This is a genomic window from Flavobacterium flabelliforme (assembly GCF_017948675.1).
Classification (GTDB): Bacteria; Bacteroidota; Bacteroidia; order Flavobacteriales; family Flavobacteriaceae; genus Flavobacterium; species Flavobacterium pygoscelis.
The window spans coordinates 28,245-48,695 of the sequence record NZ_JAGFBU010000004.1; the positions used below are offsets into that span (position 1 = coordinate 28,245).

Sequence of the window (20,451 nt, forward strand, 5' to 3'; positions counted from 1 at the left end):
ATAAATGAATATGAACCATAAAGTTACCTATAAAAATGTCCATAATTTATTTAAACTTAATGGGTATCATCTCAATAAAAATGATTTATGTCGAGTAGCCTATAGTTTTATTAAAGAAGGTGAGGGGTATGAAAAAGACATGGGCGACTTTATACTCGATTGGTTTGATCAGAAATCATTTATTGAACTAACTACCTCCGGCACTACTGGCGCTCCTAAGATTATCCGAATTGAAAAAAAAGCAATGGTTAATTCTGCACTTGCAACGGGTGATTTTTTTGATTTGAAACCAGGTGACACCGCTTTGCATTGTTTACCGATGAAATATATTGCGGGTAAAATGATGTTTGTAAGAGGATTAATTTTAGGATTAGCAATTGATTTTGTAGCACCCACTTCACATCCTTTAATTCGGGAAAATGCGAGTTATGATTTTGTTGCTATGGTGCCTTTGCAAATTCAAAATTGTTTATCTGAATTCGTTAACGTCAAAAAGATAATTATTGGAGGAGCTAAACTCAATAGTGAATTGAGAAAAAAGCTACTAAAAATAAAGTCTAAGGTTTACGAGACTTATGGAATGACAGAAACGATTACTCATATTGCTGCAAAGAAAATAAATGAAGAGGTTTTTTCGCTTTTACCCAATGTTGCAATTAGTCAAGATAATCGAAATTGTTTGGTAATTAGTGCTCCCAATCTTACGTCTGAACTTTTAGTTACGAATGATTTAGTAACAATAGTCAATGAGAATCAATTTATCTTTCTAGGCAGAATTGACAATGTGATTAATAGTGGAGGAATTAAATTAATACCAGAAAAAATTGAAGACAAGTTGGCTCAAAAAATTGCCTCCCGATTTTTTGTAATAGGTGTTGCGGATGCCAATTTAGGAGAGAAATTAGTACTTATTATAGAAGGGGATGAGTATCCTTTAGAGGAAACTATTTTTGATGATTTGGATAAATATGAAAAACCAAAGGCTGTTTTTTTTACTAAAAAATTTATTGAAACAGAAAATGGAAAAATAAAAAGAAAAGAGATTTTAAAAAATATTTAGTTTTTAATCATAAAAAAAGCATCTGATGAAAACAGATGCTTTTTTTATATGTAATTGATTAATTTTAATTAAACTTGAATTACTCCTAAGTTAAATTTTTTCTCAATAGGAGAATGATTAGCAGCTTCGATACCCATAGAAATCCATGTTCTAGTATCAATAGGATCTATAATAGCATCTGTCCATAATCTAGAAGCCGCATAATATGGAGAAACTTGTTCGTCATATCTCGCTTTTATTTTATCAAATAATGCTTTCTCTTTTGCCTCATCTACAATTTCACCTTTCGCTTTAAGCGAAGAAGCTTCAATTTGCGCTAATACTTTTGCTGCTTGTGTACCACCCATTACCGCTAATTCTGCACTTGGCCAAGCAAATATTAATCTAGGATCATAAGCTTTACCACACATTGCATAATTTCCTGCACCGTATGAATTACCAACAATAACTGTGAATTTTGGTACCACAGAATTAGAAACAGCATTTACCATTTTTGCTCCATCTTTTATGATTCCTCCGTGCTCAGATTTAGAACCAACCATAAATCCCGTAACATCTTGTACGAAAACTAAAGGAATTTTCTTTTGATTGCAATTGGCAATAAAACGAGTCGCTTTGTCTGCACTGTCAGAATAAATTACACCTCCAAATTGCATTTCACCGTTCTTAGTTTTGACTACTTTTCGTTGGTTAGCAACAATTCCAACTGCCCAACCATCAATTCTCGCATAACCCGTAATAATGGTTTGTCCATAACCGTCTTTATACGCTTCAAACTCGGAATTATCAACTAAACGATTGATGATTTCCATCATATCATATTGTTCATTACGTGCTTTAGGTAAAACTCCGTAAATCTCTTTTTCATCTAGTGCTGGTTTTTCTGCTTTTATTCTGCTAAAACCGGCTTTATCAAAGTCACCTATTTTGTCTATAATATTTTTTATTCTGTCTAAAGCGTCTTTATCATCTTTCGCTTTGTAATCTGTGACTCCAGAAATTTCACAATGTGTGGTTGCTCCACCTAATGTTTCATTATCAATACTTTCTCCAATAGCAGCTTTAACCAAGTAGCTACCAGCCAAAAAGATACTTCCTGTTTTGTCAACAATCATAGCTTCGTCACTCATAATTGGTAAGTAAGCACCACCAGCAACACAACTTCCCATAACAGCAGCAATTTGAGTAATACCCATACTACTCATTTGAGCATTATTTCTAAATATTCTTCCAAAGTGTTCTTTGTCAGGAAAAATTTCGTCTTGAAGCGGAAGATATACTCCAGCACTATCAACCAAATAAATAATTGGAAGACGATTTTCCATAGCAATTTCCTGTGCGCGTAAATTTTTCTTAGCCGTTATAGGAAACCATGCACCCGCTTTTACGGTAGCATCATTGGCTACTACTATACATTGTTTGCCTCTAATGTATCCCATTTTTACCACTACGCCACCAGAAGGACAACCGCCGTGATCCGCGTACATTCCTTCGCCAACAAAAGCGCCAATTTCAATGCTTTTTGCTTTTGGATCTAATAAATAATCGATGCGTTCTCTTGCTGTCATTTTACCTTCAGCATGTAATTTTTGAATGCGTTTTTCGCCACCCCCTAATTTAACCACCGTTAATTTTTGGCGTAATGTGGAAAGTAAAAGTTTATTGTGATCTTCGTTTTTGTTGAAGTTTAAATCCATGATGAAATAATATTAAAAAAATTTGCGCTAAAATACAAAATCAAATGGAATCAATTTTAATATTTTATCATATTAGAAAGAAAATAGAATTTATATTTCGTTTTAATACAAAAAAAACAGAATTTTAGTTCTGTTTTTTATGAATTCAATAAAATACGTATTATTTATTTTTAGATTCGTTTACTAATCTTTTTAGAATAGCCCATTGTTTTAGAGCATCTCTAGCTTCTACTGCGGGATATCCTAACATGGTTTTTCCTGCTGGAATATCACCAGTTACACCTGAACCAGCACCTACGATTGCACCATCTCCTATAGTAGTATGGTCTTTTATAGAAGCGCTTCCTCCTATAATCACTCCATTTCCTAATGTTACAGAGCCTGCTAATCCGCTGTTACCTGCCATGATACAAAATTTACCCAGTTTACTATTGTGTCCAATTTGCACTAAATTATCAATTTTGCAACCATCGCCTAAAACAGTAGAACTAAATTTACCTCTATCAATACAAGAATTAGCTCCTATTTCTACATTATTACCTATTATTACGTTACCTATTTGAGGTATTTTTACAAGACCTCTTTGTGGATCAGGACGAAATCCAAATCCGTCTGCACCAATAGTAGCATTAGGGTGTATAATACAATCGTTACCAATAATACAACGTTCTCTGATAACTGTTCCAGACCAAATTACAGTATTTTTACCTATTGTAGACTCATCAAGTATCGTTACGTTAGGATAAATAGTGCTGTTGTCTCCAATGATCACTTTTGGTCCTATATAACAACCTGCACCAATTCGAACTCCATTACAAATAGTTGCTGTGGTGTCTACAATTGCAGTTGGATGAATATCAGTATGAAAAATTGGAGTAGGTGGAGCAAAAAGTTCTAAAACTTGAGACATTGCTAAATCAGCATTTTTAACCTTTATAAAAGCCTTATTTTCTCCAGGTTCAATAGAAATATCTTCATTTACAACGGCAACACAAGCTTTAGAAGATTGCCATAATTTCTCATATTTTTTGTTTCCAATAAAAGAAATTTCAGTTTCATTAGCTACTTCTAGTTGTTCTGGAGCTGTAATGTTATGAGACGTATTTCCGACGATAACTCCTTTTAATATTTCATTTATTTCTTGAACAGAATAAGATTTCATTATTTGTAGTTTGGATTTGGTTAATTACTCATCAAATAAAACAAATTGGCTTTAAATTTCCTAATATTTCCAGATTCTTTAACAAGAATAAAAATGGTATTTATGTAAGGATTAAATGAAATTATAGAACAATTTGGTACTGTAAAAGTTTATTTTTGCCGGCGATATTAATATTTTTAATTATGAATTTGACTTCAATAAAGTTAGCAATAGTTGTTTTTTTATTCTCTATTTTTTCTGTAAATGCGCAGATTCAAGCTTTGTTTAATAATAAAACACAGCTTAGAAATATGACCGAACGATGGGAGTTGGATACCACTTCAGTAAGAGGGACATTCTTAATTACACCGTATAAACCCATATATGTTATCCCGCTTAGATGGTCTAGTTCTCCTAATGAACAACCTATTTCTGTGAATGAAGGTCCAGATTATGTAGCTCCAGACGGAGTGAACTATAATAATATTGAAGCTAAATTTCAATTGAGTTTTAAAACTAAGATTTTACAAAGTATCTTTTGGGGACATGGTGATTTGTGGGTTGGATATACTCAAGTTTCGCATTGGCAAATTTATAATGCTGCTTTGTCACGTCCTTTTAGAGAAATTAATTATGAGCCTGAAGTGATTTTGAATGTTCCTGTAAAACTTAATATTTTAGGTTTTAAAACCCGAATGGTTGGTGTGGCTTTTAATCATGAATCAAATGGCAAAAGTAATCCCTACTCGAGAAGTTGGAACAGAATAATTTTTCATGCTGGTTTTGAACGCAATAATTGGAGTGTTTATGTTAGACCTTGGTTTGTTTTACGAGCAAAAAAAGATGACAATCCGGATATTTCCTCTTATATAGGACGAGGTGATATGAACGTTATTTATACTAAAAATGGAAATATACTGTCATTAACGGGTAGTTATAATTTTAATTTTAATTCGAAAGCAAACGGTGGCGCTTCTTTCTCTTGGTCTTATCCAATTAAAAATAATTTAAAAGGATTCTTGCAAGTTGCTCATGGATACGGAGAGTCTATGATCGATTACAATCATCTGCAAACTAGTGTAGGTGTAGGGGTTTCTTTAATTGAATGGTTTTAAATTTGGGAGTACAGATCATAGTTTTTCTCAAAAAAAACTTCCTAAAAATATAAAAGCCTCACCACAATTTCTGTATCAGAAAGTGGAGAGGCTTTTTATTTATCCTTTTATTGTATTAGGATTTTTTTTAAATAAATGGATTCAGGTAGATACCCTAAAAATCGAATTTAGTACAAAATCTGGTTTTAACAAGAGTTCTATTCTTCTTCTTCCTTTTGTCCCATCATCATCAAATAGGCTTTCAGGAATTCATCAATTTCCCCATTCATTACGCCATCTACGTTGCTGGTTTCATAACCTGTACGAACATCTTTGACTAATTTATAAGGTTGCATAACGTAATTTCTAATTTGAGAACCCCATTCTATTTTCATTTTTCCAGCTTCAATATCTGCGCGTTGGGCTTGCTTCTTTTTTAGCTCTATTTCATACAATTGGGAACGTAGCATTTGCATGGCACGTTGTCTGTTGTCTTGTTGTGATCGTGTTTCTGAACATTGTATTTGAATTCCAGTAGGTTTGTGAAATAATTGCACTTTAGTTTCTACTTTATTTACATTTTGTCCTCCTGCACCACTTGATCTAGACGTTGTAATTTCTATATCAGCAGGATTTATATCAATTTCGATACTATCATCTACAAGGGGGTACACATAAACAGATACAAAAGACGTGTGTCGTTTAGCATTACTATCAAAAGGCGAAATACGAACCAATCGATGAACGCCATTTTCTCCTTTTAAATATCCAAATGAATAATCGCCTTCAAATTCAAGAGTAACGGTTTTGATTCCCGCAGCTTCTCCTTTTTGAAAGTTAAGTTCTTTGATTTTATAACCATACTTTTCGCCCCACATCATGTACATACGCATAAGCATTTCTGCCCAATCGCAACTTTCTGTTCCTCCTGCACCTGCAGTAATTTGTATAACAGCGCTCAAGGTATCGCCTTCGTCTGAGAGCATGTTTTTAAACTCTATCGCTTCAATGTGACTTTGGGTCAAATTATACTGTTCGTCAAGCTCTTCTACAGCAAGTTCCCCTTCTCTATAAAAATCATAGGCGAGTTGCAATTCATCCGTCATTTCAACGGCTTTATTGTAATCTTCGATCCATTTTTTTTTATTTCTGAGGTTCTTTACAATTATTTCGGCTTCTTTCGCGTTATTCCAAAAGTCTGGAGCAAAAGTTTTTTCTTCTTCGTTAGAAATCTCAATTAATTTGGCATCAACGTCAAAGATACCTCCTCAACGCACCAAGGCGCTCTACAATACCTTTTATTTGTTCGGTAGTTGTCATAAATTATGTAATTTTGTGTTGCAAAAATAGATAATTTTTAATGGAGGAGCAAGTTGATACTTCGACACAATATAAATAATAAACACTATATGGAAATAAATTTAGTTAGCGATACCATTACAAAACCATCACGCGAAATGTTAGTGCACATGTTAAATGCAGTAGTTGGTGATGATGTTTACAAGCAAGATCCAACCGTTATTGAGTTGGAGGCCAAGGTGGCTGAAATGTTCGGAATGGAAGCGGGGCTTTTTTTTCCGTCAGGAACGATGGCCAATCAAACGGCTATAAAGTTACATACCCAACCAGGAGAACAACTAATCGCTGATAAATATGCTCATGTTTACCACTATGAAGGAGGTGGAGTATCTTTTAACAGTGGTGTTTCTTGTTGTTTATTAGATGGAGTTCGCGGAATGATTACTGCGGAACAAGTAGCTAGTGCAATCAATGATCCTGAGTTTTATCACAGTCCGATGACCAGTTTAGTATGTGTAGAAAATACGACTAATAAAGGGGGCGGTGCTTGTTATGAATTAGAAGAATTATATAAAATTAAGCAAGTTTGTGAGGCTAACAATTTAAAATTTCACATGGATGGTGCCCGTATTTGGAATGCTTTAATTGCCAAAAAGCAAGATCCAAAAGCATTCGGACAACTTTTTGATACCATTTCGGTTTGTTTGTCCAAAGGTTTAGGCGCACCGATAGGTTCTGTTTTACTAGGTGATAAGGAAACAATACATAGAGCACTACGTATTCGTAAAATACTTGGAGGCGGAATGCGTCAAGTCGGTTATTTAGCTGCCGCAGGAATTTATGCTTTAGATAATAATATTGAGCGTCTTTCTGAAGATCATAGGAGAGCGAAGGAAATTGCTGAAGTATTAAAAAATGTTTCTTGGGTAGAATCAGTAGAACCGGTTGAAACTAATATTTTGATTTTTAAATTAGTTCCTAACTGCATCGAAAAAAACTTAATTGAATTGCTGAAACAGAAAAATATTTCTATTAGTTCAATGGGGCAAGGAAAACTAAGAATTGTAACGCACCTAGATTACAGAGAGGTAATGCATACTTACGTTTTAGAAACTCTATCAAAACTGTAAATAAAAGATGATGAATTATGAGTTTTATAATTGAAAACTCATAATTCATCATTTAAAATTATTTAAATAAATCTTCCATTCCTGGAATCATTGGCATATCCATTTTAGTAACAGCATCTAATTCTGATTGGTTTAATTTAGTTGCTTTTTCAATGGCTTTATTTAAAACTAAAATTAAATAGTCTTCTAATTGCTCTTTATCTTGAAGCAAACTATCATCGATTGCAATAGATTTTATAGCCGTATTGGCAGTTAAGGTAACTTTTAATAAAGCATCATTACTTTGTTCGTTTATCAAAACCGTATCCAAACGTTTTTTTGTGTCTTCTATTTTTTGTTGGGTTTCTTTAAGTTTACCCATCATTCCCATTAAATCCATATTTAAATATTTAAATTAAACTGAAAAGCAAAATTAGTATATTGCATACTGATAATCAATAAAAATTCATGAAAAATAAGATCGTCTTAAGTTGTCTTTGTGTTATTTTTGCAAGTTCATACACTAAAATTAAAGCACAAAAAATGTCAAAAAATATTCCGACTCCAATCGCTAAAATAATTCCCAAAACCTTAGAAAAGCATGCTGCAAAAAGAGTAGATAATTACTTCTGGTTGAACGACAGAGAAAATCCTGAAGTTATTGATTATTTAAATCAGGAAAACACTTATTATGATGCCATGACTGCCGATACGAAAGGTTTTCAAAAAGAATTGTACGAGGAAATGAAATCACGTATTAAGGAGGACGACCAATCTGTACCGTACTTGTACAACGGGTATTACTATATAACACGTTTTGAAACTGGAAAAGATTATCCTATTTATTCTAGAAAAAAAGGAACTCTTGACGCTGCAGAAGAAATATTATTTAATTGCAATGAAATGGCTGTTGGGCATTCCTACTTTCAGTTGGGAGGTTTAAGTGTAAGTCTTGATAATAAATATGTTAGTTTTGGTATGGATACTGTAGGAAGACGTATTTATACTATCCAGATAAAGAATTTAGAAACAGGCGAAATACTCTCCGATAAGATTGAAAACGCTACAGGAAGTTCTGTTTGGGCCAATGATAATAAAACTATCTTTTATACTAAACAAGATGAAGTTACACTCCGTTCAGATAAGGTTTTTAAACATAAATTAGGAACAAGTGCAGTTGATGATATATTAGTTTTTAATGAAAAAGATGATACTTTTAATGTCTCTGTTGGTAAAGAAAAATCAAAAAAATATATTGTAATTGGATCAGGAAGCACTTTGACTACTGAATATAGAATTTTAAACGCAGATACTCCTGACGGAGAATTTGTAGTTTTTCAGCCAAGGGTTCGTGGTCTAGAATATAGTATTTCTCATTTTGGAGATTCTTTCTATATTATGACTAATAAGGACAAAGCAACTAATTTTAAGTTGATGAAAACTCCTGAAAACGCAACTAAAAAAGAGAATTGGAAAGATGTTATTGCCCATAGAAAGGATGTTTTATTAGAAGATATTGAAATTTTTAGCAATTATCTGGTAGTCGAAGAGCGATCTAATGGCTTAAATCACATAAGAATAATGCCTTGGAGCGGGCAAGGAGAATATTATTTGCCTTTTGGTAGCGAAACATATAGTGCTTATACTACTACAAACGTAGATTTTGATACTGATATTTTGCGTTATAGTTATCAGTCATTGGCTACTCCGTCTTCTGTTATCGATTTTAACATGAAAACCAAAGAGAAAGAAGTCAAAAAAGAACAACAAGTTCTTGGTGGTCAATTTGATAAAAATAATTATATCGAAGAACGTGTATGGGCTACAGCTACTGATGGAACTAAAGTACCAATCTCTATGATTTATAGAAAGGGATTAAAAAAAGACGGTAACAATCCTCTTTTACTTTATGCTTACGGTTCTTATGGAGTTACTATGGATACGTATTTTTCTTCAACTCGATTATCAATACTTGATAGAGGTTTTGTTTTTGCAATAGCACACATACGCGGTGGTGAAGATTTAGGAAGACAATGGTATGAAGATGGGAAATTACTAAAAAAGAAAAACACCTTTACTGATTTTATTGATTGTTCTAAATTCTTGATCAGTGAAAAATATACTTCACCAAAACATTTGTATGCTGAAGGTGGTTCTGCAGGAGGTTTATTGATGGGTGCAGTGGTAAATATGGCTCCAGAATTGTATAATGGAGTCATTGCACAAGTTCCTTTTGTTGATGTAATAACTACCATGTTAGACGATACAATTCCGCTTACTACAGGTGAATATGACGAATGGGGAAATCCGAACGTAAAAAAATATTATGATTATATGTTGTCTTATTCACCATACGATAATGTAAAAGCACAAAATTATCCTAATATGTATGTTTCTACAGGACTTCATGACTCTCAAGTACAATATTGGGAACCTGCGAAATGGGTTGCTAAGTTAAGGACTCAAAAAACAAATGATACAGTTCTATATTTAAATACGAATATGGATGCGGGTCATGGTGGCGCTTCTGGACGATTTGAAGCATTAAAAGAATTAGCAAAAGAATATACTTTTTTATTAGATTTAGAACAAATTAAAAAGTAATTACTTTTTTTTGTTAAATTTGTATCGTTCGTGAATAATTTATAAATTGTTCTCGACTAACTATTTTTTTATGAAAAATGAAATAAATGCTTACAATAATGTTTTAGAATTAATAGGAGATACTCCACTTATTAAACTAAATAAAGTTACTGAAGATTTAAAAGGTAATTTCTATGCTAAAGTAGAAGCCTTTAATCCAGGACATTCCTCTAAAGACAGAATAGCATTATACATAATTGAAGAAGCTGAAAAAAAAGGAATATTAACTCCAGGTGATACAATAATCGAAACTACATCAGGTAATACTGGTTTTAGTTTAGCGATGGTAAGTATCATAAAAGGATATAATTGTATTCTAGCTGTTAGTTCAAAATCTTCAAAAGATAAAATAGATATGCTTCGTAGTTTGGGTGCAAAAGTATATGTGTGTCCAGCACACGTTGCCGCAGATGATGAACGTTCTTATTACAATGTGGCAAAACGTTTGCATGAAGAAACTAAAGGTTCGGTATACATCAATCAGTATTTCAATCAATTGAATATTGATGCGCATTACAAATCTACGGGACCAGAAATATGGAAACAAACAAACGGTAAAATCACACATCTTGTAGCTTGTAGCGGAACGGGAGGAACTATTTCTGGAACGGCTAAATATTTAAAAGAGCAAAATCCAAATATTAAAATTCTAGGAGTTGATGCTTTTGGTTCGGTTTTAAAAAAATACCATGAAACAAAAGAGTTTGACAACGACGAAATTTATCCATACAGAATTGAAGGTCTAGGGAAAAACTTAATTCCATCAGCTACAGATTTTGATGTTATTGATAAATTCATAAAGGTAACAGATGAGGAAAGTGCACATGCAGCGAGAGAAATCACCAAAAAAGAAGGCTTATTTGTGGGTTACACTTCTGGAGCTGTAATGCAAGCTATTAAACAATACGCAGAACAAGGAGAGTTTGATGAAAACAGTAATGTTATTGCTATTTTTCCGGATCATGGTTCTCGTTATATGAGCAAAGTGTTTAGTGATGATTGGATGAACGAACAAGGTTTTTTTGACAGTATTAATCAAGAAGAAGCTCAAAAAATAGAATTTATAAAATAACATATATTCATAAAAAAAAGTCCCATTTGCAAATGCAAATGGGACTTTTTTTTGAAGTAAAAAGACTGATTTTTTAATAGTTTATAATTCTTAGCTTATTAAAAAATGTTACCAAAGCTTATTTAAGTTTAAACTAGCGTATTCCTTTTTATTTAATCTAATAACTCAGGATTACTAAGTAATAATTCTATCTTTTTTATAATGATGGTAATTTGATTCATTTGTAATTCTATGTTTCTAAAAAAGAGACTAATGTCTCTATTGACCCAACTTTCAGAAATAACCCTTGCACCCAAACTCATTCTTAAAACAGCACTTTCAAAACCAGTACTATATTTTACATTTACGGCTTGACCTATGTGACATTTTTGTGCAGCAAGTCGAATGATTTCTATCGAAGAACCTTCAAACTGATCTGATAAATCAGAATTTAATAAAGTATATAGCTTTTTAACTTTATCAACAGATAAAGGTTCATTGTCTTTAAGAATGAAGAATGGGAAAATGGTTCGTATATTTCTAATTCCAAATTCTTTACTATAGTAAGTTTTAGATTTGGTTTCATCACCATAAATAGGCTCTAAAAAAGAGGCATCTTTTATAGAGTCATCCACAAAATTACAAAACATCTCAATTCCCATATTTCGATATAGAACAGGTGTTTTATAGTATCGATCCATTTCTACTATGGCAGCATTCCAGCGCATATAAGAGCCATAGTTATATCCTTCTGATAATTCATTTGAACAAAACCATGAAGTGGGCCAGTCGGAATGATTATAATACTGGGTTAATCCTTTAGGTAACGAAGTTTTTACAGAACGAATTAATTTATTTACATTTTTAGGTAAAATTAATGCTCCGCAATAGGGTGGACCAGTGAAGTATTTACTTCCCGTAATAGTAACAATATATCCTTTACTAAGATAATTTTGAATGTCTTTTGGATCTAATCGCAGTTGTGAACCATCTACAATTATCTGAATGGATAACTTTTTAAGTGAATTTAGTTTTTGAATAAATCCATCACTAGGAGATTGATATCCTAATTTTGATTGATCCATGGTATGCAATACCACATGTCTCCCTAGCTCATTAGTTCTAGTAATGGCATTCAGCACTTCTTCGTCTAATTGATCAGATGATTTTAATACTCCATTTTCATCTCTAAAAGGAATTTCAATCAAATCGACATCTCTAAAACCTTCAATTCGATCTCCTTTTTTAACCGGATAATTTAAAGCTGTCGTATTTTCAAAATGATTCCCTTTTAATGCAGAAGCCACACCGCTGCCAGTTTCGTCAGAAGCAACTAAAATATGCGTAATGTTTTTTTCGGAGATAATTTGAGTTATCGCTGCAATTTGAAGAGAAGAATCGGTACCTGAGGGTGAAAAAATGATTTCACATTCTTCATTTAACTTGAATGTTTTTCTAAGATTATTTTTCAATAACTCAGTAAACTCTATTGTTGTTTTTTTGAATCCGTTTTTTAGGCTATTATTAATTAAAATGCTTCTGACTTTATCGGTTTTGTCAAAAGCAAAATTAGAAACACTTGTAGCTGTTGACGAAGCAAAAGTAAAAGCATCTGGTCTAGGAAAAGGTCGGCAACCGTATTTATTTAATAATTCAATTTCATCAATATTCAATCTAAGATCACCTCCAGCCATTAATAAATATTCTGTTGGTTTTGCAAGATTTTCTATAATAGGCTTCCAAGATTCTTTACATTCTTTTCCAGATGTTTTCAAGCCATGAAAAACATCAAGTCCTTCATGATTCAAAGAAGATTCAGTGCTAAAATCAGTTTCATTTTTAATTAAATTAATTAAAAAATAATCAAGATTTTCTAGTTTTTCTTTATCGTCTTTAGGAAGTAATTTATAAAATATTCGAGTCACTTCAAGTGCCGCAATATCGCACAATACAATGTCTTTTTTTTCATTGTTTAAAGCCTTATACCACAGTTGCCATTCGATACCATATCTTAAATAAACTAAAGCTAAAACGGGTTGATTTAAAAAGTCAGCACCAATTATAATCGATTTATTGGGGATAATTTTAAAAACAGTAGGCTCTGTAGCAGAGGTAATAATATTGATATTATTTATTTTGGGTACCGTATTAAATCTTTTTAAAACGCGAACTAAGTAGTTTACATTTTCCTTTTCGAATAAACTAGTTCTATTGTATTGATTTTCAATTAGAATGTTGTTTGTCATAGATGTTATATTTTAAAACGTTCATCTGAACGAAGTTCTTTAATTAGGAATAAATACTTGATCAACTAAATATTGTTCCTGTTTGATAAGCTCAAATTTTAGATTTGTATGATTTAAATCTACAAAATCCCAAATGGTTTAAAGCTTTAAATTTATAGTGTAGTATTTTTTTTGAGGAATTGATCAAATTTAAAACAAAAAAAATCAATTGAAGTTCAATGACCAACAATAGTTATTCTTTTTTGCAATACAAGTCTGTTTTTATTTCATTAAGACTTACAACTAATTTGATAATTGTAATTAAGGAATAAAACAACCATAAATTAGGAATCGAAAAGTCCTTTTTACAGAAGCAAAAAGGACTTTTTTGTTGAGTATGAAATAGGATTAACTAAAAAAAACTAGTTCTCTTCCATGGTGTGATATACGTTCATAACGTCATCATCTTCCTCTAGCTTTTCTATTAATTTTTCAACATCAGCTACTTCCGCTTCTGTTAGTTTTTTGGTAATTTGAGGGATTCTTTCAAAACCTGACGAAAGAATTTCAATCCCTCTATGTTCTAATTCTTTTTGTATAGTTCCAAAACTATTAAAAGGCGCATAAATTAATATTCCATCTTCATCTTCAAAAACTTCTTCAGCACCAAAGTCAATTAATTCTAGCTCTAATTCCTCAGGATCCATTCCGTTGGCTGGAATTCTAAAATTACACGTATGGTCAAACATAAATTCTACTGAACCCTGAGTTCCCATAGTTCCGTTACATTTGTTAAAATAGCTTCTTACATTAGCCACAGTTCTATTATTATTATCAGTCGCCGTTTCTACTAAAAGTGCAATTCCGTGGGGTGCGTATCCTTCAAATAAAACTTCTTTATAATTGGCAGTATCTTTATCGGTTGCTTTTTTTATAGCGCGTTCTACGTTTTCTTTAGGCATATTTGCAGCCTTTGAGTTTTGTATAACAGCTCTTAATCTGGAATTCGCCTCGGGATTTGGTCCGCCTTCCTTAACAGCCATTACAATATCTTTTCCAATTCTGGTAAATGCTTTGGCCATTGCTGACCAACGTTTCATTTTTCTACCTTTTCTAAATTCAAATGCTCTTCCCATTGCTATTTATTATTTTGTACTGCAAAAATACAGTTATTAGTTATTTATTCAAATATTTTTTGAACTCAATTAAAACTGTATTTAAAAATAAAGTTGATTTTATCTAACTCTTTATTTTTTGATTAAAGTATTGTAATCGTTTAAAATTGCTATTGCCTCTTCTAAATAGGGACTGTTTTTTATATTTTTTATTTTGTAAGTATTAATATCTTGTTGCAAAGTGTCTGATTTTAGTTTTTCTAAATCGGTGGTGTTATTAGAAATGACTAAATCACTTTTAGTTTCAACAATTTTTTTTACTTTATCCCAAAGTGAATCTATTTGATGTACATCTTCAAAAACATCTTTAAAGATTAATCTTGTTGGTTTTTTTGGTGTATTATAAAATAAATTGATTTGTTCATTAGCCAAGTTAATTTCATTAAATATGAGTTTATTGGTCACTCTTAAATTACTACTTTCAATTACCTGTGCAAAATAATTTTTGGGTAAAGGAACAAACTTTACTTTCGGAATAATATCTTCATTTTTAAAAGCCGTTTTATAATTGGCCTCGCTAGAAATAACATTTTCAAATAAAACCGGCAATACTACATCGGGTAAAATTCCTTTTATCTGATTGCTTTCACCAGTAATTCTATAAAATTTTTCAACTGTAACTTTTACAAAATCTTGTTGCCTTTGCTCGTCTAATGGCAAAATAGATTGCATTGTTGCTTTTCCTAATGACTTGCTTCCTATTACAATTCCTCTATTGTAATCCTGAATTGCTGCCGCAAAGAGTTCGCTAGCAGATGCCGAATTTCCATTTATTAATAAAACAATTGGGCCATCATATACATTGTCTTCATTACAAACTTCTAAAATAATTTGTTCGTTTTTATTATTCACTAAAATAGATAACGGACCTTTTTCAATAAACATTTCAGCAAGTTTCACCGCTTCTTCTATTGATCCTCCACCATTATCTTGAAGATCGATAACGAGTCCTTTTATATTGTCTTTTTTAAGTTTTGCAATCTCAAGGGCAACATCATCAGCACATCCTTGTACAATTGTGCCATCAAAGTTGGAATAAAAATTAGGAATATTAATGTATCCTACTTTTGTTTCTTTTTCGGCAATGAAGCTATAAACGGCATTTGTTGTCGCCTTCATGATTTGTTTTTGAAGCAAAACATTTTGTATAGTTCCATTTTTTTTCTGAATAGTAAGTTCTATTTCGGTATTAAAATCTGACGAAATCATTTCTCCAATTTTTTCAATAGACGAGCAAGAAACGGCATATGCAACGCCCTTATTGTTAGAAACTTTTAAAACTAAATCTTCTTTTTCTAATTTATTAGTTTTTGCAGCTGGTCCTCCAGGTTCAATTTCTGTAATGATAATTTCATCATTTTGTCCTAAACTAAAATTTAATCCCAAGGAAAGAGTACTGGTAGACAAGCCAGACATAAAACTTGATTTTGCAGCTAGAGAAAAATAATTAGTATGTGGATCAAAATAAGTGCAAAAAAGATTCAAAAAAGTATTTTTAAGATCTTCTTCGATTTGATTTTTATTCTCTAAAATATTATCTACTTGACAAATAGTAGCATCAAAAAGTTTTGTTTTATTCACTTTTTCTAGAGTCGAAAAATTTTGTGCTAATGAATCTAAGTTAACGCTCAGTTTAGCAATATCTTCTAGAATAGTGTATCTAAGCCTCTTTTTCCAAACGCGTTCTAAGTCTTTAGCGACTAGATCAAATGGAAAGTTTTTTTTAGAAAACCGAATCGAATCTTTACTTGTGTAGTCAAAAGGATCATTTTGTATTTTATGAAGCACTTTTTTCTTCCTGATCAAAGCGTTTTTGTAAACAGAAACAAACTCATTCATAAATGAGCAATTATTTTTTAAAATATAATCGTCTAATTTAAGTCTATGCCTGCGTAATTTTAAATATTCTTTTTTGGTAAAAATATTTCTATTAAAATCGAGTGCGTCCATAAAAGTATCAAAAACATAAACAGATAAACTGTCGTCTACTTTTTTAGGTTTAAAATGCTCTTCTTGTAACAATGTATTTATTTTTAAAGCTAATTCACAGGTATTCTCATTTTGCTGCGCTAATAATGAAAATGGAGCCAATAAAAATAGGAGTAAAGTTTTTTTCATTTGTTTCAAAAAGAATAGATTCTATTGGTACTTCAAAATTTTATTTATAAAAAAGTAACCACAAATGTACACGTTTTATTTCGTGAAATTTGTGGTTCGTTTTTATTATTATTTACGCACAAAGCGCTACTATAATGTTATTTCTATTTCTTGTAAAAAGGTAATTTTACCACTTTTGCAGGAACATCATTTTTACGAATTCTAATAAAAATATCGCTGTCAATAGCACTGTTTGCTACCGTTACATAACCCAATCCAATTCCTTTGTTCATAGAAGGAGACATTGTTCCAGAAGTTACAATTCCAATTACAGCTCCATTTGCGTCTACAATTTCGTAATCGTGTCTTGGCACAGCACGCTCTTGCATTTCAAAAGCAACAATTTTTCTAGTAACACCTTCTTCTTTTTGTTTTTTCAAGTTCTCAGAGTTGGTAAACTCTTTATTGAATTTTGTAATCCAGCCTAATCCAGCTTCAAGAGGAGAAGTAGTATCGCTGATGTCATTTCCGTACAAACAAAAACCCATTTCCAAACGCAAAGTATCACGAGCTGCTAAACCAATTGGTTTGATTCCGAAAGCTGCTCCAGCTTCAAAAACTTTATTCCAAATCGCTTCTGCTTGGTCATTTTTACAATAAATTTCAAAACCTCCAGAACCAGTATATCCAGTTGCTGAAATAATTACGTTATCAAAACCAGCAAAATCACCAACTTCAAAATGGTAATAAGGAATCGCAGCTAAATCTAATGAGGATAAAGGTTGCATTGCTTCAACTGCTTTTGGCCCTTGAATAGCAAACAACGAATACTCATCCGAAAGGTTTTTCATATCCGCTCCTACATCATTACGAGCTGAAATCCATTCCCAATCTTTATCTATATTCGAAGCATTTACTACTAATAAATACTCTTCTTCTTTCATTTTATAGATAATCAAATCATCTACAATTCCACCGTCCTCATTTGGCAAACAAGAATATTGCGCTTTACCAATTGTTAAAGTCGATGCATCATTCGAACAAACTTTTTGAATCAAAGCCAAAGCATTTGGTCCAGAAAGTAAAAATTCACCCATGTGCGAAACGTCAAAAACACCTACAGCATTTCTCACTGTTTCATGTTCAGCATTCACTCCTTCATAAGTAATTGGCATATTGTATCCAGCAAACGGAAGCATTTTAGCTCCTAAACTTTCGTGTATGTGCGTAAGCGCAGTATTTTTCATTGTGTTGTTGTATAAAATTTGAAGTCGCTAATTTATTGCTTTTTTATGGAGTAGCAAAGAAGACAGCAAGCAAAATTAAAAGATTCAATCGTTTTCGTTAATCTAGAAATCACAGTTTCCACTAATTATTTTCTGGAGCTATTTCCAGCTATTCATTTCAAGTCCTCGCCTCGCTAAAACGCTCTGCTGTGGGCTTTCCATTTCTATCTGGGCTAGGGTTTTGGTCTTTAATTCTCGTTTTATCTTTAATACATCAATTATCTATTTCATAAAAAAAATGGCTTCACCACTTTTGTTTTAAGAGTGAGGAAGCCATTCCAAATAATAAAGTGTTATTTATTTATTTATTTATTTATTTCGAAAGTGTCAGTCCAAGTTACACCACTAATATCGGTAAGAATCACTTTGTAACTTCCATTAGATAAATGAGCCAGTTTTTCCTCTCTGATCTCCAGATTTGCTTTGGCACCCAAAGGAATAATCATGCTGTGTTTTCCGCTTTTTATTTGAGCAACATATCGATTTTTAATGTTCTCTTTTGGAAAATTAGCCAACGCCTTTTGATCTAATTCTAAAATGGTATTTTCATTACCATCGACAATTTTAATACCAATTAGGAACGAACCATATACATCAGCGCCTTCAACTCTAAAGATTTGAAACGAAAGTACGTCTTGATTTAAAGTAGAATTAGTGATTTCAATTTTAGGTTTAACTGATTTATTGTGTAATGTTCCCCAAACACCTCCGTGAAAATATTGGTTTGTATATAAAGTAAGTGCTAAAATAGCGAGGGCACCACCAAACACAATTTTAGGCAAAATAGTAAATCGAATAGGCAAAACACCCGATCCTAACCAACTAAAAATTGGATGTTTTGTAATTTTATAATTTTTAGTTTGCAAGAAATAATCTAATGAATATTTGCCGCTTCCTGACAGAAAGATCGTAAATCCTGAAGCTACACCAAGAACTCCAATTTGCCATTCGTCTAGGCAAGTGGTACCTAACCAACCCGAACCTAATAAAATTCCCATTGCCAAACTAAATACGCCAATGCTCATTAGGCGGGTAAATAAACCAAGCATGATGAACAAACCTACAATGGCTTCAACAATCGTAAAAACCGCCATCGCCCACCACAAAGCATCAGGAGTAGTAACTAAATATTCTATAATGGGTTTAATTCCTAAAGCATTGGGTAAAAAGTGATTGAATTTTTCTCCAATATATCCTGCGGTGTCGGGATCTAATTTGTTTTCTAAAATCAATCGACGCCAGAAAGCTGAAAAGTAAGTCCATCCAACAACCAATCGTAAGGTCAACGTAAAAAGTCCAGCCATATGATACGACTGCAATAATTCTTTATTTTGCATTTTTTAAGTATTTTATAGTAAAAGATAATTTGAGTTTAAGCGAAATTCAGATCGTTTAAATCAAATATTTTTAGTCTTTTATATAAAATATAATAGGGAGGAATCCAGCTTGAAGCAGTGTTTGCTAAAAGGTATTGTTTTTTTTCAGAACGGTAAAGATTAGTAAATGCGACAGCAGTTAAGAAAGTACTTTTTTTAATGATCTTATTTGCGAATATCTTCGTTTCCTTTTTTTCGGAGTTGATTTCTAAAGCAGAGCAGTAATTCGAATTCGTACTGGCGCTCTTAACAGGATTTAGCGGTTTGGTTGTGCTAATTTCTAAACTAGATTCTAAGTTATTCCTAAAAGAACAAGGCGCAACTAACAACAAAAATGCCATTACAAGAATGACAAATGATTTTGTTGAAGTAATTACGGCTTTATTCATTATGAATTTTTTCAAAAAATATTTTTGGATTTTTTTCTAATCCCAAGTTTTCAAAAGTATTAAATAGGATTATGGTTTACAAATAAGTTTTCAAACTTTAAGAATTCCTTACCAATTTACGTGAACCTATTTTCAAAAACTCTTAAATTGGTTTTACTAATAATGTCGTATTTTATCAAAAGAGATTTATATGCTGTTGTTATGATAAATTTAATCTCTAATCTTAAATGTCTTATATATTTTATAAAACAACAATCGTTTTATTTACTTTGTCATTTCTGCTACAATTATTTTACAAATTTTCTGCGCAATTTCTTCATTGGTATAACATTCATGGTCTTGATTCGGAATCAGATTTTGTTCGAGATTCATTTTATTGACCCAATCATTATTTGGGCGAAAAGTATCGTTCTCACCATAAAATAATTTAATTTTTCCCAATGGCTTTTCAGTTTCATGACGCAATCTTGTAGAAGAAATTGCAAATAAGTTTTCAATTTTTAAACCTAATAATGCGGCTTTCCATGCAATAGTGCCACCAATACTAAACCCTAGAACGGAGATTTTTTGTTTCTCTTTTTGAATTAAAGTAGAAACTGCTCTGTCAATTCCGCCATTAACAAATTGATGATGTAAGTTTTCTTCTGAATAATCACTTTTATCGATTGTTCCTAAATCGCAACTATCATAATATTCTATTTCAAAATGATTTTCTAAAATCGAAGTATAATAAGTAATCCAATCTGATTTTTCTTTGCCCCACAAATCAGAAAGTAGTAGCAATCGTTGTTTAGTTGTATTCATATTCT

Annotated in this window: 16 protein-coding genes; 5 read left to right on the plus strand and 11 right to left on the minus strand. The window is 32.0% G+C overall.

Annotated features, from left to right (window positions below):
• Nucleotides 1–10 precede the first annotated feature (10 nt).
• On the plus strand, nt 11–1,060 hold the full coding sequence (locus J3S90_RS10730; RefSeq protein ID WP_210646206.1) for an AMP-binding protein: 1,050 nt from the start codon (nt 11–13) through the stop codon (nt 1,058–1,060).
• 68 nt (nt 1,061–1,128) lie between these two features.
• Here the strand turns inward: J3S90_RS10730 and J3S90_RS10735 are convergent, their stop codons facing one another.
• Entirely contained in the window at nt 1,129–2,757 is a 1,629-nt protein-coding gene (locus J3S90_RS10735) for an acyl-CoA carboxylase subunit beta (RefSeq protein WP_188050299.1), read from the minus strand.
• A gap of 160 nt (nt 2,758–2,917) precedes the next feature.
• Nucleotides 2,918–3,919 carry a UDP-3-O-(3-hydroxymyristoyl)glucosamine N-acyltransferase gene (lpxD, locus tag J3S90_RS10740; protein WP_188050300.1) on the minus strand — a complete coding sequence of 334 codons (1,002 nt, stop codon included), beginning with the start codon at nt 3,917–3,919 and terminating at the stop codon, nt 2,918–2,920.
• Nucleotides 3,920–4,101: 182 nt separating this feature from the next.
• Between lpxD and J3S90_RS10745 the strand changes: the two genes are divergently transcribed.
• Nucleotides 4,102–5,013, plus strand: coding sequence for a phospholipase A (locus J3S90_RS10745; RefSeq protein WP_210646207.1), 912 nt, complete (start codon nt 4,102–4,104; stop codon nt 5,011–5,013).
• A 197-nt stretch (nt 5,014–5,210) separates the two neighbouring features.
• Here the strand turns inward: J3S90_RS10745 and prfB are convergent.
• Nucleotides 5,211–6,312, minus strand: a protein-coding gene (prfB, locus tag J3S90_RS10750; protein ID WP_210646208.1) for a peptide chain release factor 2 whose coding sequence is annotated in 2 segments (ribosomal slippage) — nt 5,211–6,248 and nt 6,250–6,312 — 1,101 coding nt in all. Because the reading frame shifts where the segments join, the coding sequence is not laid out codon by codon here.
• 89 nt (nt 6,313–6,401) lie between these two features.
• On the opposite strand from prfB, the gene J3S90_RS10755 reads away from it, so the two are divergent.
• A complete protein-coding gene (locus tag J3S90_RS10755; RefSeq protein ID WP_210646209.1) occupies nt 6,402–7,421 on the plus strand; it encodes a threonine aldolase family protein in 1,020 nt (339 codons plus the stop codon).
• 58 nt (nt 7,422–7,479) lie between these two features.
• On the opposite strand, the gene J3S90_RS10760 is transcribed toward J3S90_RS10755, so the two are convergent.
• On the minus strand, nt 7,480–7,800 hold the full coding sequence (locus tag J3S90_RS10760; protein WP_210646210.1) for a YbaB/EbfC family nucleoid-associated protein: 321 nt from the start codon (nt 7,798–7,800) through the stop codon (nt 7,480–7,482).
• A gap of 68 nt (nt 7,801–7,868) precedes the next feature.
• Here J3S90_RS10760 and J3S90_RS10765 point away from each other — a divergent pair, with 68 nt between their 5' ends.
• Together J3S90_RS10765 and J3S90_RS10770 are read left to right on the plus strand one after the other, a co-directional pair.
• On the plus strand, nt 7,869–10,004 hold the full coding sequence (locus tag J3S90_RS10765) for a S9 family peptidase (RefSeq protein WP_210646211.1): 2,136 nt from the start codon (nt 7,869–7,871) through the stop codon (nt 10,002–10,004).
• Between the two features lie 70 nt (nt 10,005–10,074).
• On the plus strand, nt 10,075–11,115 hold the full coding sequence (locus J3S90_RS10770) for a PLP-dependent cysteine synthase family protein (protein ID WP_210646212.1): 1,041 nt from the start codon (nt 10,075–10,077) through the stop codon (nt 11,113–11,115).
• A gap of 152 nt (nt 11,116–11,267) precedes the next feature.
• On the opposite strand, the gene J3S90_RS10775 is transcribed toward J3S90_RS10770, so the two are convergent.
• The 7 genes from J3S90_RS10775 to J3S90_RS10805 all read right to left on the minus strand — a co-directional run bounded on the left by J3S90_RS10775 (nt 11,268) and on the right by J3S90_RS10805 (nt 20,446).
• On the minus strand, nt 11,268–13,340 hold the full coding sequence (locus J3S90_RS10775) for a hypothetical protein (protein WP_210646213.1): 2,073 nt from the start codon (nt 13,338–13,340) through the stop codon (nt 11,268–11,270).
• Between the two features lie 401 nt (nt 13,341–13,741).
• Nucleotides 13,742–14,455: a YebC/PmpR family DNA-binding transcriptional regulator gene (locus J3S90_RS10780; RefSeq protein WP_188050308.1), complete on the minus strand. Its 714-nt coding sequence runs from the start codon at nt 14,453–14,455 to the stop codon at nt 13,742–13,744.
• Nucleotides 14,456–14,566: 111 nt separating this feature from the next.
• The gene (locus J3S90_RS10785) at nt 14,567–16,612 is read right to left on the minus strand and encodes a S41 family peptidase (protein WP_210646214.1); all 2,046 of its coding nucleotides are present in this window, start codon (nt 16,610–16,612) and stop codon (nt 14,567–14,569) included.
• Between the two features lie 143 nt (nt 16,613–16,755).
• Entirely contained in the window at nt 16,756–17,838 is a 1,083-nt protein-coding gene (gene gcvT / locus J3S90_RS10790) for a glycine cleavage system aminomethyltransferase GcvT (RefSeq protein ID WP_188050310.1), read from the minus strand.
• A 344-nt stretch (nt 17,839–18,182) separates the two neighbouring features.
• Nucleotides 18,183–19,214 (minus strand): TQO small subunit DoxD, encoded by a 1,032-nt coding sequence (locus J3S90_RS10795; RefSeq protein WP_210646215.1) that lies wholly within the window; start codon nt 19,212–19,214, stop codon nt 18,183–18,185.
• Nucleotides 19,215–19,249: 35 nt separating this feature from the next.
• Nucleotides 19,250–19,642, minus strand: coding sequence for a hypothetical protein (locus tag J3S90_RS10800; RefSeq protein ID WP_188050312.1), 393 nt, complete (start codon nt 19,640–19,642; stop codon nt 19,250–19,252).
• Nucleotides 19,643–19,906: 264 nt separating this feature from the next.
• Nucleotides 19,907–20,446: a dienelactone hydrolase family protein gene (locus J3S90_RS10805; RefSeq protein WP_210646216.1), complete on the minus strand. Its 540-nt coding sequence runs from the start codon at nt 20,444–20,446 to the stop codon at nt 19,907–19,909.
• Nucleotides 20,447–20,451: the final 5 nt, after the last annotated feature.